19 protein-coding genes and 1 tRNA gene are annotated in these 23260 nt (G+C 63.8%); 9 read left to right on the forward strand and 11 right to left on the reverse strand.

Going from position 1 to position 23260, the window contains the following annotated elements; all coding sequences use genetic code 11:
* Nucleotides 1-35 precede the first annotated feature (35 nt).
* Together ssb and dctA are read right to left on the reverse strand one after the other, a co-directional pair.
* On the reverse strand, nucleotides 36-539 hold the full coding sequence (gene ssb, locus BN69_RS15670) for a single-stranded DNA-binding protein (RefSeq protein WP_014892624.1): 504 nt from the start codon (nucleotides 537-539) through the stop codon (nucleotides 36-38).
* Between the two features lie 209 nt (nucleotides 540-748).
* Nucleotides 749-2065 (reverse strand): C4-dicarboxylate transporter DctA, encoded by a 1317-nt coding sequence (dctA, locus tag BN69_RS15675; protein WP_014892625.1) that lies wholly within the window; start codon nucleotides 2063-2065, stop codon nucleotides 749-751.
* Nucleotides 2066-2344: 279 nt separating this feature from the next.
* Here dctA and uvrA point away from each other — a divergent pair, with 279 nt between their 5' ends.
* Complete coding sequence (gene uvrA / locus BN69_RS15680) at nucleotides 2345-5383, forward strand: excinuclease ABC subunit UvrA (protein ID WP_051013331.1); 3039 nt, start codon at nucleotides 2345-2347, stop codon at nucleotides 5381-5383.
* A gap of 97 nt (nucleotides 5384-5480) precedes the next feature.
* Here uvrA and clpA read toward each other — a convergent pair whose 3' ends face one another.
* Together clpA and clpS are read right to left on the reverse strand one after the other, a co-directional pair.
* Nucleotides 5481-7916 carry an ATP-dependent Clp protease ATP-binding subunit ClpA gene (clpA, locus tag BN69_RS15685; RefSeq protein WP_014892627.1) on the reverse strand — a complete coding sequence of 812 codons (2436 nt, stop codon included), beginning with the start codon at nucleotides 7914-7916 and terminating at the stop codon, nucleotides 5481-5483.
* Between the two features lie 9 nt (nucleotides 7917-7925).
* On the reverse strand, nucleotides 7926-8285 hold the full coding sequence (clpS, locus tag BN69_RS15690) for an ATP-dependent Clp protease adapter ClpS (RefSeq protein ID WP_014892628.1): 360 nt from the start codon (nucleotides 8283-8285) through the stop codon (nucleotides 7926-7928).
* A 343-nt stretch (nucleotides 8286-8628) separates the two neighbouring features.
* Here clpS and BN69_RS15695 point away from each other — a divergent pair, with 343 nt between their 5' ends.
* Nucleotides 8629-8907 carry a hypothetical protein gene (locus tag BN69_RS15695; protein WP_244434977.1) on the forward strand — a complete coding sequence of 93 codons (279 nt, stop codon included), beginning with the start codon at nucleotides 8629-8631 and terminating at the stop codon, nucleotides 8905-8907.
* Nucleotides 8908-9146: 239 nt separating this feature from the next.
* The gene (locus BN69_RS15700) at nucleotides 9147-10691 is read left to right on the forward strand and encodes a DEAD/DEAH box helicase (protein WP_014892630.1); all 1545 of its coding nucleotides are present in this window, start codon (nucleotides 9147-9149) and stop codon (nucleotides 10689-10691) included.
* Nucleotides 10692-10741: 50 nt separating this feature from the next.
* Here the strand turns inward: BN69_RS15700 and BN69_RS15705 are convergent, their stop codons facing one another.
* From BN69_RS15705 to rpmG, 5 genes are all read right to left on the reverse strand, one after another.
* Entirely contained in the window at nucleotides 10742-11176 is a 435-nt protein-coding gene (locus BN69_RS15705; protein WP_014892631.1) for an HIT family protein, read from the reverse strand.
* Between the two features lie 167 nt (nucleotides 11177-11343).
* Nucleotides 11344-12207: a prephenate dehydratase gene (locus BN69_RS15710; protein ID WP_014892632.1), complete on the reverse strand. Its 864-nt coding sequence runs from the start codon at nucleotides 12205-12207 to the stop codon at nucleotides 11344-11346.
* On the reverse strand, nucleotides 12204-12950 hold the full coding sequence (locus tag BN69_RS15715) for a 3-deoxy-manno-octulosonate cytidylyltransferase (RefSeq protein WP_014892633.1): 747 nt from the start codon (nucleotides 12948-12950) through the stop codon (nucleotides 12204-12206). The genes BN69_RS15710 and BN69_RS15715 overlap by 4 nt, the downstream gene beginning before the upstream one ends.
* A 4-nt stretch (nucleotides 12951-12954) precedes the next feature.
* On the reverse strand, nucleotides 12955-13368 hold the full coding sequence (locus tag BN69_RS15720; protein ID WP_014892634.1) for a hypothetical protein: 414 nt from the start codon (nucleotides 13366-13368) through the stop codon (nucleotides 12955-12957).
* Between the two features lie 459 nt (nucleotides 13369-13827).
* On the reverse strand, nucleotides 13828-13995 hold the full coding sequence (gene rpmG, locus BN69_RS15725; protein ID WP_014892635.1) for a 50S ribosomal protein L33: 168 nt from the start codon (nucleotides 13993-13995) through the stop codon (nucleotides 13828-13830).
* Nucleotides 13996-14364: 369 nt separating this feature from the next.
* Here rpmG and BN69_RS15730 point away from each other — a divergent pair, with 369 nt between their 5' ends.
* A complete protein-coding gene (locus BN69_RS15730; RefSeq protein WP_014892636.1) occupies nucleotides 14365-15351 on the forward strand; it encodes a hypothetical protein in 987 nt (328 codons plus the stop codon).
* 111 nt (nucleotides 15352-15462) lie between these two features.
* A complete protein-coding gene (locus BN69_RS15735; protein WP_014892637.1) occupies nucleotides 15463-16161 on the forward strand; it encodes a hypothetical protein in 699 nt (232 codons plus the stop codon).
* Nucleotides 16162-16342: 181 nt separating this feature from the next.
* On the opposite strand, the gene rnr is transcribed toward BN69_RS15735, so the two are convergent.
* Nucleotides 16343-18700: a ribonuclease R gene (gene rnr / locus BN69_RS15740; RefSeq protein ID WP_051013334.1), complete on the reverse strand. Its 2358-nt coding sequence runs from the start codon at nucleotides 18698-18700 to the stop codon at nucleotides 16343-16345.
* Between the two features lie 65 nt (nucleotides 18701-18765).
* A complete protein-coding gene (gene topA, locus BN69_RS15745) occupies nucleotides 18766-21687 on the reverse strand; it encodes a type I DNA topoisomerase (RefSeq protein ID WP_014892639.1) in 2922 nt (973 codons plus the stop codon).
* Nucleotides 21688-21796: 109 nt separating this feature from the next.
* On the opposite strand from topA, the gene BN69_RS15750 reads away from it, so the two are divergent.
* The 4 genes from BN69_RS15750 to BN69_RS15765 all read left to right on the forward strand — a co-directional run bounded on the left by BN69_RS15750 (nucleotide 21797) and on the right by BN69_RS15765 (nucleotide 23257).
* Entirely contained in the window at nucleotides 21797-22282 is a 486-nt protein-coding gene (locus tag BN69_RS15750; protein WP_014892640.1) for a cupin domain-containing protein, read from the forward strand.
* A gap of 148 nt (nucleotides 22283-22430) precedes the next feature.
* A tRNA-Cys gene (locus tag BN69_RS15755) sits at nucleotides 22431-22501 on the forward strand.
* A 159-nt stretch (nucleotides 22502-22660) separates the two neighbouring features.
* Nucleotides 22661-22867: a hypothetical protein gene (locus BN69_RS15760; RefSeq protein ID WP_244434978.1), complete on the forward strand. Its 207-nt coding sequence runs from the start codon at nucleotides 22661-22663 to the stop codon at nucleotides 22865-22867.
* 96 nt (nucleotides 22868-22963) lie between these two features.
* Nucleotides 22964-23257 (forward strand): hypothetical protein, encoded by a 294-nt coding sequence (locus tag BN69_RS15765; protein ID WP_014892642.1) that lies wholly within the window; start codon nucleotides 22964-22966, stop codon nucleotides 23255-23257.
* Nucleotides 23258-23260 lie beyond the last annotated feature (3 nt).

The following is a 23260-nucleotide window of genomic DNA, read 5'->3' on the forward strand; positions in this document are numbered from 1 at the left end:
TTCGGAACCTGCTCTAAACGAGCGCGCGGCCGAGGTCAGAAGGGAATGTCGTCGTCGAGTTGGTCGGAAAGCTTGCCGGCCGGGGCGGGACGCCGTTCGGCGGGACCGCGCTCCATCGGCGAGGAGCGGCCGAAGGATCCGCCGCTCTGGCCATAGCCGCTGTCGTAGTCGCCCTCGCCGCGTCCGCCCTTGCTGTCGAGCAGAGTCAGCTCGCCGCGAAAACGCTGCAGCACGACATCGGTCGCCTTGCGCTGATTGCCGTCCTTGTCGGTATATTCGCGGGTCTGCAACTGGCCTTCGAGATAGATTTTCGATCCCTTGCGGCAGTATTGCTCGGCGATCTTCCCGAGATTTTCGTTGAAGATCGACACATTGTGCCACTCGGTCCGATCTTTGCGCTCGCCGGTGTTCTTATCGCGCCAGGACTCGGTCGTCGCGACCGAGAAGGAGACGACGCGATCGCCGGACGGCAGCGTCCGCACCTCCGGATCGCGGCCGAGATTGCCGATCAGGATCACCTTGTTGACGCTGCCCGCCATGTCGCTCTCCGCTTGCTTGACGCCTGGCACTCTAGTGCAAAGGCCGCTCCTGGGGCGCGCCGGCTCGGCTTGTCCACAGCTGATGTGGCGCCAGGAGACCCTTAATGTTCGTTTTTTGTTCTAGCATCTGCCGTAACTTCATGCAAGCACAGCGGAATTTTGTTCTCTTTCCAAGGCTTAATGGATGCGCGCGCCTGTGGGCTCCTGGCTTATTTCGTCGTGACGCCGATCGCGACGTCGGAAGGATCAATCTTGCGTGCGAGCCCCGCCGTCAGCCGCGCGCGATCCAGCTCGCCCTCCCAGGCGGAGACCACGATCACCGCGACGCCATTGCCGATGAAATTCGTCAAGGCGCGGCACTCGCTCATGAATTTATCGACGCCGAGCACGAGCGACATGCCTGGCGCCAGCTGCGGATCGACCGCCGTAAGCGTCGCCGCCAGCGTGATGAACCCCGCGCCGGAAACGCCGCTTGCGCCCTTCGACGTCAGCATTGTGACGATGAGGATGGTCGCCTGATGCGAAAGATCCAGCTCGACGCCCATCGCGCGCGCGATGAACAGCGTCGTCAGCGTCATATAGATGTTGGTGCCGTCGAGATTGAAGGAATAGCCGGTCGGCACGACGAGTCCGACGACCGACTTCGAACAGCCGAGCCATTGCAGCTTCTCCATCAGAGCGGGCAGGGCGCTTTCCGATGAGGACGTGCCGAGCACGATGAGCAGCTCGTCGCGCAAATAGGCGATAAGGCTGAAGATGTTAAAGCCGGCCGCGCGCGCAATGACGCCCAGCACCAAGACGACGAAGAGCCCGGCCGTGAGATAGAACAGCCCGACGAGTCCGGCGAGCGAGAGAAGCGCGGCTGAACCATATTTCGCCACCGTATAGGCCATGGCGCCGAAAGCGCCGATCGGCGCGGCTTTCATGATGATGGCGATGACGCCGAACATGGCTTGCCCGACGTCGTCGATGATCACCCGCAGCGCGCGGCCGCGTTCGCCGAGCGCCAAGAGCGCGAAGCCGAAAAGCAGCGAGAACAGCAGAACCTGCAGAATATCGCCCTTGGCGAAGGCGCCGATCGCGCTGTCGGGGATGATGTCGAGCAGAAAATCGACGCCGCCGCGCTTTTCGGCGAGCGCCGTATATTTCGCGATGGCGGCAGGGTCGGGCCTTCCGGCGAAGCCAGCGCCGACCTGAACAAAATTGCCAACCAGCAGGCCGAGCGCGAGGGCGAATGTGGAGACGATCTCGAAATAGAGGAGCGCCTTGAGTCCGACGCGGCCGACCTTGCGCGCGTCCTCGATATGGGCGACGCCCGACACCACCGTGCAGAAGATGATCGGGGCGATCGCCATTTTGATCAGCTTGACGAAACCGTCGCCGAGCGCCTTCACCCAGTCCTGCGCGCCGGCCTCCGGCGCCAGCCCGCCGAACAGCGCGCCCAGCGCAATAGCCGCGAGCACCTGGACATAGAGGTGGCGGTAGAGGGGTTTCCCCGCTTCAAGTCTAAGATGTTTCTTCGTCATGGATTTTTTGCGCTGATGGCGATAGGCGCCAGAATATGGCTGAGTTACCGCCATTCGACAAAGGCGCCTATTGTCTTGGCGGCGATCGGATGATCTCGCGAGCGCAAATGACGCCTTGGTCCAGAGGCGACGCCAGGTCCTGGATCGCTTCGCTTCGCTCGCAATGACGAGGAATTTGATCCGGAGAGCGGCAGCTTGTGATTTGCGCAGCGCAACAAGTGGCTTTCGCCCCCGCGAGCGCCTAAATTAGCGCTTCCCGTTCCCCACCAGCCCTCATCAATGGCGAGCAACAGCAAAAAATCCGTGGCCCTAGTGGTGGAGAAGGCTTTCGCTGACTCCAAATCCATCTCCATTCGCGGCGCGCGCGAACATAATCTCAAGAATGTCGATCTGACGATTCCGCGCGACAAGCTCGTGGTGTTCACGGGCCTCTCCGGCTCGGGCAAGTCGTCGCTCGCCTTCGACACCATCTATGCCGAAGGCCAGCGCCGCTATGTCGAGTCGCTGTCGGCCTATGCGCGGCAATTTCTGGAGATCATGCAGAAGCCCGACGTCGATCAGATCGACGGGCTGTCGCCGGCGATCTCCATCGAACAGAAGACGACATCGAAAAATCCGCGCTCGACCGTCGGCACGGTCACCGAGATTCACGATTATATGCGTCTGCTCTGGGCCCGCGTCGGCGTGCCCTATTCGCCGGCGACAGGGCTGCCGATCGAGAGCCAGACCGTCTCGCAGATGGTCGATCGCGTGCTGGCGCTGCCCGAAGGTTCGCGACTCTATCTGCTCGCGCCGGTCGTGCGCGGCCGCAAAGGCGAATACAAGAAGGAGATCGCCGAATATACGAAGAAGGGTTTTCAGCGCCTCAAGATCGACGGCGCCTATTATGAGATCGTCGACGCGCCGGCGCTCGACAAGAAATTGAAGCACGACATCGATGTCGTCGTCGATCGCATCGTCGTGCGTCCCGACATGAGCGCCAGGCTGGCCGACAGTTTTGAGACGGCGCTGGACTTGTCGGGCGGACTGGCGGTGGTGGAGTTCGCGGATGGGCAGTCGGCAGTCGGCGGTCGGCAGTCCGAAATCGGTCGACTGCCGATTGCCGATTTGCCGACCGCCGCGGCGAACGTCTCGACGCATTACGCGCCGCATCACATCTTGTTTTCTTCGAAATTCGCTTGCCCGGTGTCGGGCTTCACCATCCCGGAGATCGAGCCGCGGCTGTTTTCCTTTAACAATCCCTTCGGCGCCTGTCCGGTCTGCGGCGGCATCGGCCATGAGCAGAAGGTCGACGCCGACCTCGTCGCGCCCAATCCGAAGCTGACCTTGCGCAAAGGCGCGATCGCGCCCTGGGCGAAGTCGACCTCGCCCTATTACCAGCAGACGCTCGAAGCGCTCGGCAAGCACTACAAATTTCGGCTCGACGTCCCGTGGGAGACGCTTTCTGAAAAGGCGCGAAACGTCATCCTCTATGGTTCGGGCGAGGAGGAGATCCGCTTCTCCTATGACGACGGTTTTCGCGCCTATGACGTGAAGAAGCCGTTCGAAGGCGTCGTCATCAATCTCGAGCGGCGCTATCTCGAAACCGACAGCGAATGGGCGCGCGAAGAGATCGGCCGCTATATGTCGGCGACGCCCTGTCTCGCCTGCGAAGGCTTCCGTTTGAAGCCCGAAGCGCTCGCCGTCAAAGTCGCGGGCAAACATATCGGCGAAGTCTCGGAGCTTTCCGTGCGCGCGGCGCTCGACTGGTTCCGCGCGCTCCCCGACGCGCTCGACAAGAAGCGCAATGAAATCGCCTTCCGCATCTTGAAGGAGATTCGCGACCGGCTAAATTTTCTCGTCGACGTCGGTCTCGACTATCTGACGCTCTCGCGCAATTCGGGTTCGCTCTCGGGCGGCGAAAGCCAGCGCATCCGTCTCGCCTCGCAGATCGGCTCGGGGCTCACCGGCGTGCTCTATGTGCTGGACGAACCGTCGATCGGTCTGCATCAGCGCGACAATGATCGTCTGCTCGACACGCTGCGGCGGCTGCGCAATCTCGGCAACAGCGTGATCGTCGTCGAACACGACGAGGACGCGATTCTCGCCGCCGATTATGTCGTCGATGTCGGACCGGGCGCCGGCATTCACGGCGGCAAGATTGTCGCGCAAGGGACGCCGCAGGAGATCATGAACGATCCCGCGTCGCTCACCGGGCAATATCTGACCGGCGAGAAGCAGGTGATCCTGCGTCACAAGCTGCGCAAGCCGACGGCCGGCCGTTGGCTCAAGCTCTTCGGCGCGCGCGGCAATAACCTCAAGGACGTCGCCGCGGAAGTGCCGCTCGGCCTGTTTACGTGCGTGACCGGCGTTTCGGGCGGCGGCAAGTCGACGCTCGTCATCGAGACGCTCTACAAAGCCGTCGCGCGGCGGCTCTCCGGCGCGCATGAGCATCCGGCGCCCTTCGATCGCCTCGAAGGCCTGGAGCAGATCGACAAGATCATCGACATCGACCAATCGCCGATCGGCCGCACGCCGCGCTCCAATCCCGCGACCTACACCGGCGCCTTCACGCCCATTCGCGAATGGTTCGCGGGCCTCCCCGAGGCGAAGGCGCGCGGCTATGCGCCGGGACGCTTCTCCTTCAACGTCAAGGGCGGCCGCTGCGAAGCCTGCCAGGGCGACGGCGTCATCAAGATCGAGATGCACTTTCTCCCCGACGTTTACGTCACCTGCGACGTGTGCAAGGGCAAGCGTTACGATCGCGAGACGCTGGAAGTGAAATATCGCGAAAAATCCATCGCCGACGTCCTGGACATGACGGTCGAGGAGGCGGCGACTCTGTTCAAGGCGGTGCCATCGATTCGCGACAAGATGGAAACCTTAAAACGCGTCGGCCTCGATTACATCCATGTCGGCCAGCAGGCGACGACGCTGTCCGGCGGCGAGGCTCAGCGCGTCAAGCTCTCCAAGGAGCTGTCGCGCCGCTCCACAGGCCGCACGCTCTATATTCTCGACGAGCCGACGACAGGTCTGCACTTCCACGACGTCGCCAAGCTGCTCGAAGTGCTGCATGAACTCGTGGAGCAGGGGAACACGGTCCTGGTGATCGAGCACAATCTCGAAGTGATCAAGACGGCGGACTGGATCATCGACATGGGGCCGGAGGGCGGCGACGGGGGCGGCGAGATCGTCGCGGCGGGACCGCCGTCTCAGATCATCAAGGAGAAGCGCAGCCACACCGGCCGCTATCTCGCCGAAGCGATGGCGCGACGGCCGTCGGTCGCGAAGGAGCCGGAGCCGCAAGCGTCGAGAGCAAAGAAAGTTCGTTCGCGCTAAACCCCAAGCCCCTCACCTTACCTCTCCCCGCGAGACGAGAGGTAAGGTGAGGGGCTTGGCGATTTTCCGAAAAAACATCGCGCTTTGAGATGCGATGTCAGCTCTTCAACGGCGCCGGACGTTCGTCGCGTTCTGTATCCGCAGCGCGAATTGCGTCATCTCCCGACGCGGCTTCCTCCGCCGCGCGCTTCTTGCCGGCCTCGAAGATGTCGCGCTCGGGCCGCGGCAACACCGGACCCTCCGGGAAGACGAAGCCCAGCGACTTCGCGCCGCTGTCGTCGCCGACGACGACGACGCGCACGGCGCCGCCATTCTTGAGGCGGCCGAACAGCACCTCGTCGGCGAGCGGCGTCTTGATGTGCTGGTGAATGACCCGCGACATCGGCCGCGCGCCCATCGATTCGTCATAGCCATGCTCGACGAGCCAGCTGCGCGCTTCGTCGGTGAGCTCGATCGTGACATTGCGGTCGGCAAGCTGCGCTTCGAGCTGCATGATGAATTTGTCGACGACGCGCTTGATGACGTCGACCGGCAGATGACCGAAAGGCACGATGGCGTCGAGGCGGTTGCGGAACTCCGGCGCGAAGAGCCGGTTGATCGCTTCGCTGTCGTCGAGATCGCGGCGCGTGCGGGTAAAGCCGATCGGCGTGCGGGCGAGATCCTGCGCGCCCGCATTCGTCGTCATGATGAGGATGACGTTGCGGAAGTCGATGGTCTTGCCGTTATGGTCGGTCAGCTTCCCGTGGTCCATCACCTGCAGCAGGATGTTGTAGAGATCGGGATGCGCCTTCTCGATCTCGTCGAGCAGCAGCACGCAATGCGGATGCTGGTCGATGGCGTCGGTCAGCAGTCCGCCCTGATCGAAGCCGACATAGCCGGGAGGCGCGCCGATCAGCCGGCTCACGGTATGGCGCTCCATATATTCCGACATGTCGAAGCGCACGAGCTCGATGCCGAGCGATGTCGCGAGCTGGCGCGCGGCTTCCGTCTTGCCGACGCCGGTCGGTCCGGAGAAGAGATAGCAGCCGATCGGCTTCTCCTGATCGCGCAGACCGGCCCGCGCGAGCTTGATCGCCGAGGTCAGCGCCGAGATCGCCTTGTCCTGACCGTAGACGACGCGCCGCAGCGTCTCATCGAGATGCGCGAGAACTTCGGCGTCGTCCTTGGAGACGGTCTTCGGCGGCACGCGCGCCATGGTGGCGATCGTCGTTTCGATCTCCTTCAGTCCGATGGTCTTTTTGCGCTTGTTTTCCGCGACCAGCATCTGCGCCGCGCCGGTTTCGTCGATCACGTCGATCGCCTTGTCCGGCAGCTTGCGGTCATGAATGTAACGCGCCGAGAGCTCCACCGCCGCCTTCAGCGCGTCGTTGGTGTAGCGGATCTTGTGGAACTCCTCGAAATAAGGCTTGAGCCCCTTCACGATCTCTATCGCGTCGGGGATCGAGGGTTCGTTGACGTCGATCTTCTGGAAGCGGCGAACGAGCGCGCGGTCCTTCTCGAAATACTGCCGGTATTCCTTATAGGTCGTCGAGCCGATGCAGCGCAGAACGCCCTGCGCCAGCGCGGGTTTCAGAAGATTCGAGGCGTCCATCGCGCCGCCCGAGGTGGCGCCCGCGCCAATCACCGTATGGATCTCGTCGATAAAGAGGATCGCGTTCTTGTGGTTCTCGATTTCCTTCACGACCTGCTTGAGGCGTTCTTCGAAATCGCCGCGATAGCGCGTGCCGGCGAGCAGCGCGCCCATGTCGAGCGCGAACACCGTCGCCCCGGCGAGAACCTCCGGCACCTCATTGGAGACGATCTTGCGCGCGAGGCCTTCGGCGATCGCCGTCTTGCCGACGCCGGGATCGCCGACGAGCAGGGGATTGTTCTTTTGCCGGCGGCACAGAACCTGAATCGTGCGCAGCACTTCCGGCTCGCGGCCGATCAGCGGGTCGATGCGGCCGTCGCGCGCCTTCCTGTTGAGATTGACGCAATAGGCCTCGAGCGCGCCTTCCTTCTTGCGGCTCTCGCCGTCGCGCCCCTCGCGGCCTTCGCTGCGCTCGCCGTCTTCCTCGACGCCGCGCGGACTCCGGCTGGCGTCCGAAAGCCCGGGACGCTTGGCGATGCCATGGCTGATGAAATTGACGGCGTCATAGCGCGTCATGTCCTGCTCCTGCAGGAAATAGACGGCGTGGCTTTCGCGCTCGGCGAACAGCGCGACGAGAACATTGGCGCCGCTGACGTCTTCGCGGCCGGACGATTGGACGCTGATGATCGCCCGCTGCACGACCCGCTGAAACCCGGCGGTGGGCTTGCATTCATCCGCGTCTTCATTGACGAGGTTGTCGAGCTCGCGATCGATGTAGTCGCGCAAATTCTTGGTCAGGACGTCGAGATCCACGGAACAGGCGCGGAGCACCGCCGACGCGTCGACGTCCTCGACGAGACTCAGCAGGAGGTGCTCGAGCGTCGCATATTCATGGCGCCGTTCGCGGGCGGACGCGAGCGCACGGTCGAGAGTCTGCTTGAGATTGCGCGAGAAGGTCGGCATGCGCTCGTCCTATTTCTTTTCCATGATGCATTGCAGAGGATGCTGATGCTTCCTTGCAAAATCCATGACCTGGGTGACTTTGGTCTCAGCGACCTCGTAGGTGTAGACGCCGCATTCGCCGACGCCGTGATTGTGGACGTGGAGCATGATGCGCGTGGCCTCCTCCACCGACTTGTTGAAATATTTGCGCAGCACGATCACCACGAACTCCTGGGTCGTGTAGTCGTCATTCAACAAAAGCACCCGGTACATATTGGGCTTGCGCGTCTGAGGACGCGTTCGCGTGACGAGCGCGGTTCCGGCCCCGGGGCCGACGTCGCCTCCCCCCTTGCGCGGCTCCTTGGCCGCTCGCGGCGTCTTGGCCGCCATCGCTAGCGTTAAATCCTCCGCCGCCACGTCTTCACCCTTTCGATCCTTTTCATGTAGGTCGGCACAGTGGTTCTTTTAGGGTCGCCTCGCAGAATCTGGGCCATTTCCACGGTGAGGGAAATCAAGAACATCGCTAGTTTTGAGCTTTCCCTCCGGCTTGGCAAGGGGTCGCGCGACGCGCTCGGCGAGTTTTGTCGAAAGCCGCATCAATAAAAAATTTACCCACGCAAGATTAGCGTCACACCGCTAACCTTCAGGCATTCAAGTGCGTCGACCCGTCGAGCATCGTCGTTCAAGCCACCCCCGCGCCGGCCTTCCGGCCGGCGTCTGGAGTCTCGCGGCGTTGTCAATCGCCGCTTGTTTGTGCAGCGTGCTCGGCGCCAAGCTGCTCTCGAATATGTTTGAGCCTCCCGAAGCGCTGGCGCCCGTCGGCCTCTCCCAGGGCGCGGAAGCCGATCTGCGCCGCCTTGCCAGGGCGGCGCCGCAATCCGAGGCGCCGGCGTCGCCAGAACAGCGCGCGGCCGACGTCGACCGCTTGCCGACAGGCAAGATCCCGGACAGGCGCAATGGGCGGAAGGCGCTGACGCCTTGCGGCGAAGCTGGCGAAATCGCCGATCATTAGTTTTTTTGCGACCAGCCCTCGTGTGCGCGGCGCGATGCGCATATATTTATTGACAATCTGGCAATTGCCCTTAAAGCATTCCCGTGGCTATCGCCCGCGCTTCTTTGCGGCGGACCGTCGGCGGGCCAGATAGCCGGTGCGGCGACAACGGCGACTTCTCTCAACATCCCCGCGCGCTTCTTTACGGCTAGCGCGCAAGCGGAATTTCCGCACATGCGAGCCGTAATTCAGGATAATTAATGACATTCGAAGAACTGGGCCTTTCCCAAAAGGTTCTCGCAGCCGTCCAAACGTCCGGCTATACGACGCCCACGCCAATTCAGGCGCAGGCCATTCCACCCGCCTTGCAGGGGCGCGACATTCTCGGCATCGCCCAAACGGGCACCGGCAAGACAGCCGCCTTCACCCTGCCGATGCTGAGCCGTCTCGAAAGCGGCCGCGCCCGCGCCAGAATGCCCCGAACGCTAATTCTGGAGCCGACGCGCGAACTTGCCGCGCAAGTCGAAGCAAGCTTCGCCAAATACGGCAAGAACCATCGTCTCAACGTCGCGCTGCTGATCGGCGGCGTCGCCTTCGGCGAGCAGGAAACCAAAATCATGCGCGGGGCCGACGTGCTGATCGCCACGCCGGGCCGCCTGCTCGACTTCTTCGATCGCGGCAAGCTGCTGCTCACCGGGATCGAAATTCTCGTCATCGACGAGGCGGACCGTATGCTCGACATGGGTTTCATTCCCGACATCGAGCGCGTCTGCAAGCTGGTGCCGTTCACGCGGCAGACGCTCTTCTTCTCCGCGACGATGCCGCCTGAAATCACGCGGCTCACGGAAGCCTTTCTGCATAATCCGATCCGTTGTGAAGTCTCGCGCGCCGCGACGACGGCGACCACGATCAGGCAGGCTCTCGTCGCTTCGCGGGGCCACGCCGACAAGCGCGAGACGTTGCGCACGCTCATTCGCGAGGCCGAAAACTTCAAAAACGCGATCATCTTCTGCAACCGCAAGCGCGACGTCGCTACCCTTCATCGCTCGCTCGTCAAGCACGGCTTTTCCGCCGGCGCCCTGCACGGCGACATGGATCAGCTGGCGCGGATGGCCTCGCTCGACGCTTTCAAGACTGGCGATGTGTCGCTGATCGTGTGTTCGGATGTGGCGGCCCGCGGCCTCGACATTCCGGACGTGAGCCATGTGCTCAACTTCGACGTCCCGACGCACAGCGAAGATTACGTGCACCGGATCGGCCGCACCGGCCGCGCCGGCCGGTCGGGCGTGGCGATCACGCTCGTCACCGAAGACGACATGAAATATATCGACCAGATCCAGAGCCTCATCGGCAAGGCGATCGACTGGGAGGGACCGGGCTTCGACGCCTTGCCGCCGCCCATGGAGACGAGCCGCCCGCAGGAGCGCCGCGGCGAGCGCGCCGAACGCGGGCCGCGCCGGGAGCGCGGCCGCCGGCCGGCCGCCGCAGATCGCGAAGCGCCCGTCAGCCGCCGAACGACAGCCGCCGCCGCCGAGCGCGAGGCGCCCGTCCACCGCCGGCCGACGACCGCCGCCCCCGAACGCGAGGCGCCCGTGAGCATCGGCCGGTCGCGCGGCGGCCGCGTCAAGGCCGACGGAGAAGGCGTACGGCCCCCGGCCTATGGGGCGCCGGCCGCAGAGCGCCGTGAGCGCCGCCCGCGCCATCATGAAGAGGATGGGCCGCCCGTCATCGGGCTGGGCGACCACGTGCCGTCCTTCCTGCTGCGCCCGGTGGCGCTGAGGCCGGCCAAGGTCGGCGAAGAATAGGTTTTTCCAGCGAGGCTCGCCCGATCAGGCAAGCCGGCGCCGCAGCGGACTCATCCTGCGAACGGCGCCATCGCGGCGCGAATTTTCTCCGCCTGTTCCGCGAGCTTCGCGTCGTCCGCCATGGTCCCCGGAGGGCGCAAGGCGACGCCGTCCCAACGCGGCAGCAGATGGAAGTGCAGGTGATAAATCACCTGTCCGCCGGCGCTTTCGTTGAATTGATGCAGCGTCAGGCCGTCGGCGGCGAACGCCTTTTCGATCGCCTTCGCGACATGCTGCACGCGCTTCATCAATTCGCCGAGGGTTTCCGGCGAGACGTCGAGGAGTCCGCGCGCGCCTTCCTTCGGAATGACCAGAACATGGCCCTCGGCGCGCGGCATGATGTCCATAAACGCGAGGGAGACGTCATCCTCATAGACCTTATGCGCAGGGATTTCTCCGCGCAGAATCTTGCCGAAGATGTTATTGGGGTCATAGGCGACGGCCATGAGCTGTTCCCTTCGAGCGCTTGCTCCTTAAAATCATTTGGCCGTTCTGACGGGCGCTTGCGTCTCGAGGGACGTCGCTCATGGCGCGAACAAAGCGTCGCCTGGCGGCGACAGTCTCGTTCCCGCTGAAGAAGGCCGGCAAGGAAAGCAATTGCGCTTGAGGCCTGTCAATCCCCAAAGGCGAAGGCGCGGATATTGGTGAGGCGAAAATCGCTCGCAGGATAAACGCCGAGAATCTCCACTTCCTTTGAGAAGAACTGCAGTTCTTCCAGCGCGCGCGCCATCGCCGGCTGCTCGGGATGGCCGTCGGCGTCGGCGAGAAAGCGCGTCGCGGCGAATTCTCCGTCAACCATGTAGCTTTCGAGCTTGGTCATGTTGACGCCATTCGTGGCGAAGCCGCCGAGCGCCTTGTAGAGCGCGGCCGGCACGTTGCGCACGCGAAAGATGAAGGTGGTGATCGTCGACCCCGCGCTCGGCGCCGCCCAATGCCTGGTCTTCGACAGCACGATGAAACGCGTCGTGTTATGCGCCTCGTCCTCGATGTTCTCCGCCAGCACGTCGAGATCGTAGATGTCGGCGGCGAGCCGCGGCGCGATCGCGGCCTTCGTCGGATCGGCCCATTCGGCGACTTCCCGCGCGGCGCCGGCGGTGTCGCCGGCGGTATGCGCCTCAAGTCCAAATTGGCGGATGGCGCGGCGGCACTGACCCAGCGCATGGACATGGCTGTAGACGCTTTTGAGCCCCTGCCGCGTCGCGCCCCTGGGCGCCATCAGGTGAAAATGGATCGGCAGGAAGTGTTCGCCGACGATATGCAGACCCGAATGCGGCAGGAAATGATGAATATCCGCGACGCGTCCGGCGATCGAATTCTCGATGGGGATCATGCCGAGCGCGGCGCGCTCCTCGGTCACCGATGCGAAGGCGTCCTCGAAGCTTGCGCAAGGGAGCGGCGTCAGATGCGGATAGGCCTGACGGCAGACGAGGTCGGAATTCGCGCCGGGCTCTCCCTGATAGGCGATATATTGCGTCACATTGCGTCCTGTTCGCGCGCCGCGGCGCGCAGCGCCTCCAAATCGCGTTCCGTATCCACCGATGGGGCGCCCTTGTCCAGCAGCGCGGCGTCGATGCGCATGCCGGCCTCGAGCGCCCGCAACTGCTCGAGGCGCTCACGCAATTCGAGCGGAGAGGGCGCAAGCGCGACGAATCGTTCCAGCGCGGCGCGGCGAAAGGCGTAAACGCCGATGTGCTTCAATCGCGGCCCCGCGCCATAAGGCGCCGCGGCGCGCGTAAAGTAAAGCGCGCGAATCCGTCCAGGCGCGAGCGAGGCTCCGACGAGCTTGACGACGTTGGGATCGCCAGCGTCTTCGGCGCGAGCCGGGCAGGCGAGGGTGCCGATGTCGACGGCTGGATCGTCGAGAAGCGCGAGCGCCGCTGCGAGCGCCCCGTCAGGAAGCAACGGCTGGTCGCCCTGCAGATTGACGGCGGCGCCATGGCGGCCTTGCGGGTCGAGCGCCCGCAAGGCTTCGCCGATGCGATCGCTGCCGCAGGGGTGGGCGCCGCGCGTGAGCGCCGCGCGTCCGCCGACCGATTCGATCGCGCGCGCGATCTCGGGAGAGTCGGTCGCGACCACGACGGGTCCGAGCGCTGCGGCGCATGCGCGCTCCCAGACATGGACGATCATGGGCCGACCGTCGATGTCGGCGAGCGCCTTGCCGGGCAGGCGCGTCGAGTCTAGGCGCGCCGGAATAATGACGATCGGCGCGAGCGCCCGCACGGCGCTAATAGGCGTTGCTATCCTCGGCCATCCAGCCCTTTTCGCTCTTCACGAAATGCAGCGTGCCTTCGCTCGTATGCACTTCGGCCTTGGCGAAGGTCCGATTGTCGTCGAGACCGAGAAAGGCGCATGTTCCGCGCTCGCGCTCATCGGCGCATTTGGCTTCGAAACCCTCGGGAAATTGAATTTCAGCCTCATACATCAATTCGTAGGCGTCGACGTTCTCGCGCTTCACTTCGCGGCCCTGCACCTTCTTGAAGGAGACGAGCTTGGCGTCGACGCCGTTCTTCTCCAGAAGATTGCGCAAGACCTTCGCGCCCGTGGCGTCGCCGGGCATATGTTCGCCGCAGGCGGAAAGCGTTAGGGCGACCGAGACGCCGGCCACAAGCCCAAGAACAAAGCGGAATCCAGATGCCATCTACTCCTCCAGCGCCACGTTCATCACGGCGCGATGTTATTGGTTACGCTGGTCGTCGAAACGCCCTCGCAACTCCCCATCTGTGAAATTTCATATCAGATAGTTGCATTTTTGTGCAGCCGGAGTAACGTGACTGCGCCAAATGAGTTGCGCGTCTGGCGGCGTCGAAGGGCCTGTAAGAAGACCTATGGCGTGCGTAAGCGTTCGATGCGTATTCGGCACAACTTTGAATACCCTGCGGAGTGCTCAGGTCCGCCGCATCTCCTGGGTCCGTGGGGTTGGCCGACTGGCGGTGGTTGGAGTGGCCTCCTTGAAGCCATCGTCAGTCGGCCGCCTTCCCCAAGGCGGTTTCTTCCCCAGTCAAAAAATTTCGGAGCGTCACTGCGGCGACGCTCCTTCCGGCTAGTCCAGCGATTGTGACGCACGCCTCGACAAGGCGCGCGCTTTATCTGCGCGCGCTTACTTGATCTTGGTTTCCTTGAATTCCACGTGCTTGCGCACGACGGGATCATATTTCTTGAAGACGAGCTTTTCCGTCTTGGTGCGCGCGTTCTTCTTGGTCACGTAGAAATAGCCCGTATCCGCCGTGGACAGGAGCTTGATCTTGATCATGGCGGACTTGGCCATCGCTCATCCCAGTCTATCAGAGAAAAGAAATCGTCCCGGTCGCGGAGAGCGCCGGGAGCGAATTGGCCGGCAACATACGTGCGGCGCGAACGATGTCAAGAAGGCGCGCCGGGCGGGTCTGCGTCCGGCGCGATTCGCGCCCCGTCAAGAGGATACGGCAAAGAACAGCCATAATGTTATTGGTTAATCCACAAGAGAAGCGGCGTGTGGCTGGAGCGACTCCGGCGAATTGCGCGGGAATAGTCAGGCGGGGAGAAATATCTCGTAAGTAGCTGGCGCTCGCGCGCGCCGTCGAGCGCAGAGCCTGCATGTATCGACGTGAAGAAGTGCTTCCTTCGCCTTCACGCGAACGCGCTTGGAGTGAGTAGTATGAGCGTAACACTCGAAAAGCGGCGCAAAGTCGCGGAGTTGGAGAATTTCGAACGGCGGATACTCCAAGAGAAGCGGCGCCTCTTAAGAGAACTCGAAAGCTTGGAGAAGCCCTTCCGCCACACGCGCGCGCTGGGCTGGATCAGGGATTTTTCGAGCGGCGTCGCTGGCGAGTGGCGCGCGGTCCAGGGCGCCGCGTCACTCAGAGCGCCGATCTGGTTTTATATCGTCGCCGGGACGATCCTGCTGGGAGGCGTCGTCGTCGCGACTCTCGCGCTGCGCGGCGCGCCCGCGCCGCGCGCGGATGGCGCGACGCTGCGTCAGGTCGAAACGCCGACGACGCCTGTGCGGATCGAGCCGGCGCCCGCGACCGAGGCCGCGCAAGCCGCCGACGTCGCGCCATCTTCGGCGTTCGCCCTGAGCGCCCCGCCGGAGTCCATTGCGCCTCCGACGCCGATGATTCCCGACTCCAAGGAGTTGAAAGAACGGCTTCTTGAGGCCCAGGCCGCGGCGGAGCCCTTGCCTGAGCCGCTGCCGCCGCCCCGAAAAACCGACGTCTCCGCGGCCGCGCCGGCGCTCGGCGCGGCGAGGGTTCCGCCGCCTGATGCGGCGCCGCCGAATACCGCCTCCGACGACGCGCCGCCGGTCGATGCCGCCGTTACGGCGGAGCCGGAAGACGAGGCGCCGGCGGCGCGGACCGCGGCGCGCGAAAGCCAGGGCGGGGACGAGCCCGCGAACGAAGGCCGCCGCGCAAAATGCTTCGTCAAGATTGATGGACGCGTTCTCTTCGAGCGTAGCTGCATGCTGCGCCAGCCCGGGCGCTCGACGCTGACGCTCAACGCCGGAGCCGACGCCGTCGTTCTGACGCAAGATCATGGACGGACGTGGACGGCGAGCCTCGGCGGCCGCAGCCTCGGCAAGGTCTATCGGACGGGGGAATGCTGGGGCAGGCGCCGCCAGGTCTTCATCTGCGCGAAGGGCGCCTGAAGCGCGCCGGGCCTGTCGGTTCTTCGCTCGTATAATCATTGGACGGCGCGGCGCGCCCGCCGGCAACTTTGGATACAATGGCAGCCCCGCCGATCGTTAGCGGCGGGGCTTTTGCGTTTTCTCGAAGGCGTGAATTCAACTTTTTCAATGGAGGCCAGGTTGAATTTCAAACATCATATCGCGACCGCTTTCGCGCTCGCCGCCATATTGTTTTCCGGCGTCGCTCTGGCGGAGGAGGCGGAGGAGCGGGTCGTGAAAGAGGCGATCGCGCTCTTTCGCGCCTATGGGGTCATGCACCCCGACAAGACTCGCGATCCATTACCGCGCTGCTTCTATGCGGCGAGCTGGAGGTGGACGAGCATTCCCGAGGGTTTGTCGCGCAAATATTTCGGGATCAAGGCGCTTGCGGGACTGACCGCGGAACATCCTTCTGGTTTTCATGAAGTCAAGAAAATATTCGATCCGGAAGGTAAGCAGCCGGAAGCTTTCTGCGCAGAAGATCAGGATAAAGAAGAATTTCACGAGTTGTTTGAAGCATTCAAGAAAAAAGTAAAATTGCGAGATGAGCGTAAGATTGAAGCTTCTCCTCTATCTGAAAACTATAGGCGTTCAGAATATTCTTTTCCGGTGTTCGACACCAGATTTCGTAAGGCTGCGTTCGTCAAAGTTGTTGAAGAACGGCAATTCATACGATGGCCAGACGGTAAGGTGACGCCCTTACCTCTCGAATTTATGGTCGTGGCGGTAATTCTCGAAAAGCGCAACGGCGTTTGGCGAGAAGTAGAGTCGGTTGTGACGGGCATCACATAGGGCGTCGATCGACGCTCCGTTCGAACGGCTCGCCTGTCATTCCCGACGCGCGCAAAGCGCGCGATCGGGAATCCAGAACAAACCAGCGTTCTTGGAATCGGCTCTGGATTCCCGATCAGGCCTTCGGCCTGTCGGGAATGACAGCGGTCCAAGCGAACGGATCAGCCGGACCCGTATCAAACTATCTTTTGCGGCGCGCCGGCTTTCGCTCACGTTCCTTTTTCGCGCGCGGCGGCGGGGCGCGGCGTTCGCCGCCGCTCACGACTTCGAATCGCAAGGCGCCGGCGATCGGCGCCGCCTCGATCAGCTTCACTTCTATAATATCCGCCAGCCGGTAGCTGACGCCGGAGCGCGAGGTCAGCGCATGCGCCGCTTCGTCATAGGCGAAATATTCGCGGCCCAGCGTCGCCGCCGGCACGAATCCATCGGCGCCCGTCTCGGCGAGGCGCACGAACAGACCGGATCTCGTCACGCCGGAAATGCGCGCCTGAAAGCGCGCGCCGATCTGGTCGGCGAGATGATGCGCGATGAGCCGATCGACGGTCTCGCGCTCCGCCGCCATCGCGCGCCGTTCGGCGGCCGAGATGCGGGCGGCGATCTCCGCAAGTTCGCCGACCGGCATGTCGGGCAGGGCGCCTTCGCCGAATTTCAGCGCGCGGATGAGCGCGCGATGCACGATCAGATCGGCGTAGCGGCGGATGGGCGAGGTGAAATGCGCGTAGCGACGCAGATTGAGGCCGAAATGCCCGTAATTCTCATGCGTATATTCGGCCTGCGCCTGGGTGCGCAGAATGATCTCGTTGACGATGTTCTCATGCTCCAAGCCCTTCACGCGATCGAGGATCACGTTGAAATGCGCCGGGCGCAGCGCTTGGCCCTTGGCGAGCTTGACGCCGATCGTCGCGAGAAATTCCGAAAGCGCCGAGACCTTTTCGCGCGAAGGTTCGTCATGCGCGCGATAGATCAGCTGCTGGCGATGCTGCTCCAATGTTTCGGCGGCCGCGACATTGGCCAGAATCATGAATTCTTCGATCAGCCGATGCGCTTCGAGCCGCGGCGGAATGATGACGCGGTCGAAGGAGCCGTCTTTTTTCAGAAGGATCTTGCGCTCGGGCAGATCGAGATCGAGCGGGGCGCGCAGATTGCGGGCGTGCTGCAGCGCTTCATGCGCGGCGTAAAGCGGCTTGAGCACGGGGGCGAGCAGCGGCTTTGTCGTGTCGTCGGTGCGGCCCTCGATTGCGTCCTGCGCCTGCGCATAGGCGAGCTTGGCGTGCGAACGCATCATCACGCGATGAAAACTATGGTCGATCTTCCTGCCCTTGCTGGTGACGCGCATGCGCACGGCGAGCGCCGGCCGATCTTCATTGGGCCGCAAGGAGCACAGATCGTTGGAGATGCGTTCGGGCAGCATCGGCACGACGCGGTCGGGGAAATACACCGAATTGCCGCGCTCCAAAGCGTCGCGGTCGAGCGCCGAGCGCGGCGTCACATAATGCGCGACGTCGGCGATCGCGACCGTAATGACGAATCCGCCGTCATTGTCGGGCGCGTCATCCGGCGCGGCGTGGACCGCGTCGTCGTGATCCTTGGCGTCCGGCGGATCGATGGTGACGAGCGGCAGGTCGCGCCAGTCTTCGCGCCCGTGTAGAGACGCCGGCTGCGCGCGTTCGGCCTCCGCCGTCGCCTCGCGGCGAAAGACGTCGGGAATGTCATGCGCGCGCAGCGCGATCAGGCTCACCGCCTTTTCGCCCGTTACTGAGCCCAAAGTCTCGCGCACGCGGGCGCGCGGCGCGCCAAAGCGCGTCTTGCCGACGAGATCGATCGAGACGAGATCGCCGTGCTTTCCTTCGCCGATGTCGGCGGCGGCGACGGCGAGCTCGCGGCCGGCCTGTTTCTTGTCGATCGGTTCGATGCGGCCGGCGCCGTTCGCTTCGATATGCAGCACGCCGAGCACGCGCTGGCGCTGACGCGACAGGAGTTTGACGACGCGACCGACATAGGGCGGATCGTTCGGACCTGCGTCGCGATCTGGTTCGGCGCGAACGAGCGCGCGGTCGCCGACGCCGGGCAGGGGCTCGCCCGGCCGGGCGCGGCGCGGCGCCTGGATACGAATGCGAGGGGCCGCGCCCAGCTCGTCCTCGTCCCATTCGACCGGCGCGGCGATCATCTCGCCGTCGCGGTCGCGCGCGATGATGTCGACGAGCGCGACAGGCGGCAGCGTCCCCTTGCGGGTCACGCGCTTGCCGCGCTTTTCCAGAACGCCTTCGTCAGCGAGTTCGGCGAGCATGCGCTTGATGGCGATCCGGTCGTCGCCGGTCACGCCGAAGGCGCGGGCGATTTCACGCACGCCGATCTTGCGCGGGCCGCCCGCCTCGGTTTCGCGGGAGATGAAGGCGAGAATGTCTTCGCGAGAGGGCGCGTGTTTCGCCGCGTGTTTCGCCGCGTGTTTTGCTTTGTCGTCTTTCGCCAAGGGCTCGCTCAAAAGAGGCAATAAAATCGCCGTTCGGCGCGGCGGGCGTGCACATTCGGCATCACTCATATAGGACGCCGGCGGCAAAGTTGAAACGCCGCTTCAAAATTGTGGAGATTCGAGAACGCGTTCTTCTACTTCGCCGCGGCTTTTTTCGTCGCCAGCTTTTTGGCGGGGGCCTTCTTGGCTGCAGCCTTCTTTGCGACCGTCGACGCGACCTTTACGGGTTTCGAATCGTCAAAAGGCGTCTCGTCGCTGTCTTCGATTTTCTTCTTGGCGCTGGTCGGCGCTTTCTTATTGGGCGCTTTCTTGGCCGACGCCTTTTTCGCGCCGCCCTTCTTCGGCGCGCCGCCCTTGGCTTCGATCAGTCGCAGGGCCTCTTCGAGCGTCACGTCCTCGGCCGAAGCGCCCTTGGCCAGCGTCGCATTGATCTTGCCCCAATTGACGTAAGCGCCGAAGCGGCCGGGGCGCACCGTGACCTTGCCGCCCTCGGGATGCTCGCCCAGCAAGCGTCCGCCGCCCGTCCCGCCGCCGCCGGCGGCCTTCTCCGCGATCAGCTCCAGCGCCTGTTCGAGCGTCAGCGACGCCGGATCGACGGCGCGCGGGATCGTGGCGTTGACCTTGCCCCAGTTCACATAAGGACCGAAGCGGCCGGATTTGACGCTTACCGCGCCGCCCTCCGGGTGATCGCCGAGCGCGCGCGCCGGCTCCGCCGGGCCGCGCGAGAAACGGGAGCCCCCGCCGCCCGATTCCTTCTGCACGATGAGATCAATGGCGCGGTTGGCGCCAATGCTCAGCACGTCGTCGTCGCGGCCGATATTGGCGTAGGTCTTGCCGTGCTGGACATAGGGGCCGAAGCGCCCGATGCCGGCGACGATCGGATCGCCGCTCGTCGGATGTTTCGCGACTTCGCGCGGCAGCGCGAGCAGGGCGATGGCCTGCGTCAGCGTCAGATCGTCAGGCCTGATGCTCTTGGGCAGCGACGCGCGTTTGGGCTTTTCGCCGCCTTCCTCCTGTTCGCCCTCCTGCACATAGGCGCCGAAGCGCCCATCCCGCAGCGTCACTTCCGCGCCGGTTTCCGGGTTGACGCCGAGAACCTTCACGCCTGGCCGCGCCGCGTCGGCGGCGTCGCCCGTCGGCGGCGAGAGCGTGCGCGTGTAGCGGCACTCGGGATAGTTGGAGCAGCCGACGAAGGCGCCGAACTTGCCGATCTTGAGCGAGAGCTGGCCGCTGTTGCAGGCGGGGCAGAGCCGGGGATCGCTTCCGTCTTCCTTCGGCGGGAAGACGTGGGGACCGAGCAGCTCGTTCAGACTGTCGAGCACCTCGCTGACGCGCAGATCCTTGGTCCCGTCGACGGCGGTCGAGAAATCGCGCCAGAAATCGCGCAGCACCTGTTTCCAATCGATCTCATTATTGGAGACGAGATCGAGCTTTTCTTCGAGATCCGCGGTGAAGTCGAACTCGACGTAACGCGAGAAGAAGCTTTCGAGGAAGGCGACGACGAGGCGTCCCTTGTCTTCGGGCACGAGGCGCTTCTTGTCGATCCGCACATAGTCGCGGTCGCGCAGCACCGCGAGCGTCGAGGCGTAGGTCGAGGGGCGCCCGATGCCGAGCTCCTCCATGCGCTTGACCAGCGTCGCTTCCGTGAAGCGGGGCGGCGGCTCCGTAAAATGCTGCGTGGCGTCGATTTTTTCGCGCGTGCACGGCTCGCCTTGCGCCATCGCCGGCAGGCGACCGCCGTCCTCGTCCTCGCCGTCGTCGCGGCCTTCCTGATAGAGTTCAAGGAAGCCCGGGAAACGCACGACCTGACCCGTCGCGCGCAGCTCCAAGGCGCGGGCTCCGGCTTTGGCGTCGATGTCGACGGTGGTTCGCTCCATCTCGGCCGACTCCATCTGGCTGGCGATGGTGCGCGTCCAGATCAGCTCATAGAGCTTGGCCTGCTCGGGTTCGAGATATTTGGCCACTTCCTTGGGCAGTCGCGCGGGATCGGTCGGGCGGATCGCCTCATGGGCTTCCTGCGCATTCTTGGCCTTCGTCGTATATTTGCGCGGAACCTTGGGAACGAAACGCTCGCCATATTCCCGTCCGATCACGCCGCGCACGCTGGCGACGGCCTCGGGGGCCATGTCGACGCCGTCGGTTCGCATATAGGTGATGAGGCCAGCGGTCTCGCCGCCGATGTCGACGCCCTCATAGAGGCGTTGGGCGATGCGCATGGTGATCGCCGGCGCGAGCCCGAGCTTTCGCGACGCCTCCTGCTGCAGGGTGGAGGTCGTGAAGGGCGCGTAAGGGTGGCGCTTCACCGGTTTCGCTTCGACCGAGCGCACCACAAAGGCGGCGGTCTCCAGCGCCTTTTTGAAGTCCTCGGCCTCCTGGCCCGCGCCGATGTCGAGCCGCTGTATCTTCTTGCCGTCGGCGCCGACCAGTCGCGCGGTGAAGGGTTCGCCCGCCTTGGTCTTCAGATGGGCGACGAGCGACCAATATTCGCGAGCGACGAATTTCTCGATCTCGAGCTCGCGGTCGCAGACGAGGCGCAGCGCCACCGACTGCACGCGCCCGGCCGAACGGGCGCCGGGGAGCTTGCGCCAGAGCACCGGCGACAGGGTGAAGCCGACGAGATAGTCGAGCGCACGGCGCGCGAGATAGGCGTCGACCAGCGCCTGATCAATCTGGCGCGGATGCGCCATCGCCTCTTGGATCGCGGCCTTGGTGACGGCGTTGAAGACGACGCGCTCGATCTTCTTATCCTTGAGCGCGCGCTTCTTGTTCAAAATGTCGAGCAAGTGCCATGAGATGGCCTCTCCCTCACGGTCGGGGTCGGTCGCGAGGATGACTTTGTCCGCGCCCTTCACCGCCTCGGCGATGGCGGCGACGCGCTTTGCGCCCTTGGCGTCCATTTCCCAGACCATGGAGAAATCCTGGTCGGGATCGACCGATCCGTCCTTCGCGGGAAGGTCGCGGACATGGCCGTAGCAGGCCAACACATTGAAATTCTTGCCTAAATATTTGTTTATCGTTTGCGCTTTGGCCGCCGATTCGACGATAACGACATTCATTTCGTGATTATTCCAGGTGGCGCGCCGGCTTGGCGAGCGGCGGAAGATGGTCAAAATGGGCGCCCCCTGTCAAATTGGCCAGTCCAGGGGCCCGAAAGAAAGCTGCGCCATGGAAAAGCCGATTAGGTCCCTGTCGGCCGCAGTCGCGGCGGCGGATGTCGCCCCTCGGGCCAGGCGCTCGAGCTACCCTGACCCGTTCGCGGCGCGGGTTCGGGGGCGCGAGAAACGGTCGCTTGGCGATTTTTTTGGGCTGACCAATTTCGGCGTCAATCTGACGCGGCTTGCTCCCGGCGCGCAGTCGGCGCTGAAGCATCGCCACAGCCGGCAGGACGAATTCGTGTTCGTCCTGGAGGGAGAGCCGACGCTGCTGCGCGACGATGAAGAGATCCTCCTGCGCGCCCGCATGTGCGCGGGCTTTCCGGCGCAGGGCGCAGCCCACTGCCTCGTCAACAGAACGGATCGCGACGTCGTCTATCTGGAAATTGGCGACCGGTCGGCAGGCGACGAGGCGACCTATCCCGACGACGACCTCAAAGCCGCGCTTGGCCCGGACGGCCGCTGGATCATGACGCACAAGGACGGCCGCCCCTATTGACGCGCGGACGCGCGACTTGGCGCGCGCGGCCTGGCGCGTGCGACTTGCCTCGCGCGACTTGACGCGTGCGACTTGGCGCGTGCGACTTGGCTTGCTCGTCATGACGCCCTCCTGTATGAGCGAGCCCACGCGGCGCACGCCGTGCTAAGGCCTCGTGGCGGAGTGGCTACGCAGAGGACTGCAAATCCTTGTACGGGGGTTCGATTCCCTCCGAGGCCTCGCCTTTCTCACGCGAGAAATGGGCGCCGTCAATTTGTAGGCGTGCGCAGAACGATAGCGCGGAAGACGCGGATCGCGCGGCCCGCGGGCGCCGCATTCGGGTTCGTTTTCTCCCTAGTTGCGCTATAGTTCGGCGCGACGTCACCATCGAAGAGGGTAATGATGCTGAATGCGTTGATTGCGGATGCGCAGGCGCGGCTGGACCAGGCGCGCCGCGAGTTGAAGTCCGCCGTTCTTGATTTCGACGTCTCGGACGACAGGCTCCTGGAGCTGCGGGCCTCGGCGCGCCGCGTCTATGACGAGCTCAGCGCGCTCGACCGCAAGAAGCTGAAGAGAGGCATTTTCGGTTTTTTGAAAATCTGGTGACCGCTCTGCGGCGCGTCGGCTCTTTCGTCCGCCGACGCGCGCTCCATAATTAATTTAGGAGCGCGCGTTCATCGCGCCGCAGAACGAGGTCGCTAAATGATCAGTCCTGAAACGCCTCCCGGCGCCGAGGTGGTTTGCGTAGACGCGACCGCGGGCCCCTATGGTCGTTGCGAGGGCTTGGCCCGTGGCGCCATTTACACGGTCGCGCGGATCGCCCGCGGCATTGATGGCGGTCACGTCGTCATTCTTGGGGAAGTGTCGCCCTGGCGAACCTATGCGCCTCCCTGGGGCGTCGTCGAGGTCGGTTTTGAGCTTCGCCGCTTTCGCTATCTCGATATTCCTGACGAACTGACAAGACTTCTGCACGAAACGCAGTTGGAGGACGTTTAACGT

This window comes from Methylocystis sp. SC2 (genome assembly GCF_000304315.1).
GTDB lineage: Bacteria > Pseudomonadota > Alphaproteobacteria > Rhizobiales > Beijerinckiaceae > Methylocystis.

What these genes read in the sequence shown, in the direction of transcription:
- ssb (WP_014892624.1), bottom strand. Translation starts at nt 539, where the DNA reads ATGGCGGGCAGCGTCAACAAGGTGATCCTGATCGGCAATCTCGGCCGC.
- dctA (WP_014892625.1), bottom strand. Translation starts at nt 2,065, where the DNA reads ATGACGAAGAAACATCTTAGACTTGAAGCGGGGAAACCCCTCTACCGC.
- uvrA (WP_051013331.1), top strand. Translation starts at nt 2,345, where the DNA reads ATGGCGAGCAACAGCAAAAAATCCGTGGCCCTAGTGGTGGAGAAGGCT.
- clpA (WP_014892627.1), bottom strand. Translation starts at nt 7,916, where the DNA reads ATGCCGACCTTCTCGCGCAATCTCAAGCAGACTCTCGACCGTGCGCTC.
- clpS (WP_014892628.1), bottom strand. Translation starts at nt 8,285, where the DNA reads ATGGCGGCCAAGACGCCGCGAGCGGCCAAGGAGCCGCGCAAGGGGGGA.
- BN69_RS15700 (WP_014892630.1), top strand. Translation starts at nt 9,147, where the DNA reads ATGACATTCGAAGAACTGGGCCTTTCCCAAAAGGTTCTCGCAGCCGTC.
- BN69_RS15705 (WP_014892631.1), bottom strand. Translation starts at nt 11,176, where the DNA reads ATGGCCGTCGCCTATGACCCCAATAACATCTTCGGCAAGATTCTGCGC.
- BN69_RS15720 (WP_014892634.1), bottom strand. Translation starts at nt 13,368, where the DNA reads ATGGCATCTGGATTCCGCTTTGTTCTTGGGCTTGTGGCCGGCGTCTCG.
- rpmG (WP_014892635.1), bottom strand. Translation starts at nt 13,995, where the DNA reads ATGGCCAAGTCCGCCATGATCAAGATCAAGCTCCTGTCCACGGCGGAT.
- BN69_RS15730 (WP_014892636.1), top strand. Translation starts at nt 14,365, where the DNA reads ATGAGCGTAACACTCGAAAAGCGGCGCAAAGTCGCGGAGTTGGAGAAT.
- rnr (WP_051013334.1), bottom strand. Translation starts at nt 18,700, where the DNA reads ATGAGTGATGCCGAATGTGCACGCCCGCCGCGCCGAACGGCGATTTTA.
- topA (WP_014892639.1), bottom strand. Translation starts at nt 21,687, where the DNA reads ATGAATGTCGTTATCGTCGAATCGGCGGCCAAAGCGCAAACGATAAAC.
- BN69_RS15750 (WP_014892640.1), top strand. Translation starts at nt 21,797, where the DNA reads ATGGAAAAGCCGATTAGGTCCCTGTCGGCCGCAGTCGCGGCGGCGGAT.
- BN69_RS15760 (WP_244434978.1), top strand. Translation starts at nt 22,661, where the DNA reads ATGATGCTGAATGCGTTGATTGCGGATGCGCAGGCGCGGCTGGACCAG.
- BN69_RS15765 (WP_014892642.1), top strand. Translation starts at nt 22,964, where the DNA reads ATGATCAGTCCTGAAACGCCTCCCGGCGCCGAGGTGGTTTGCGTAGAC.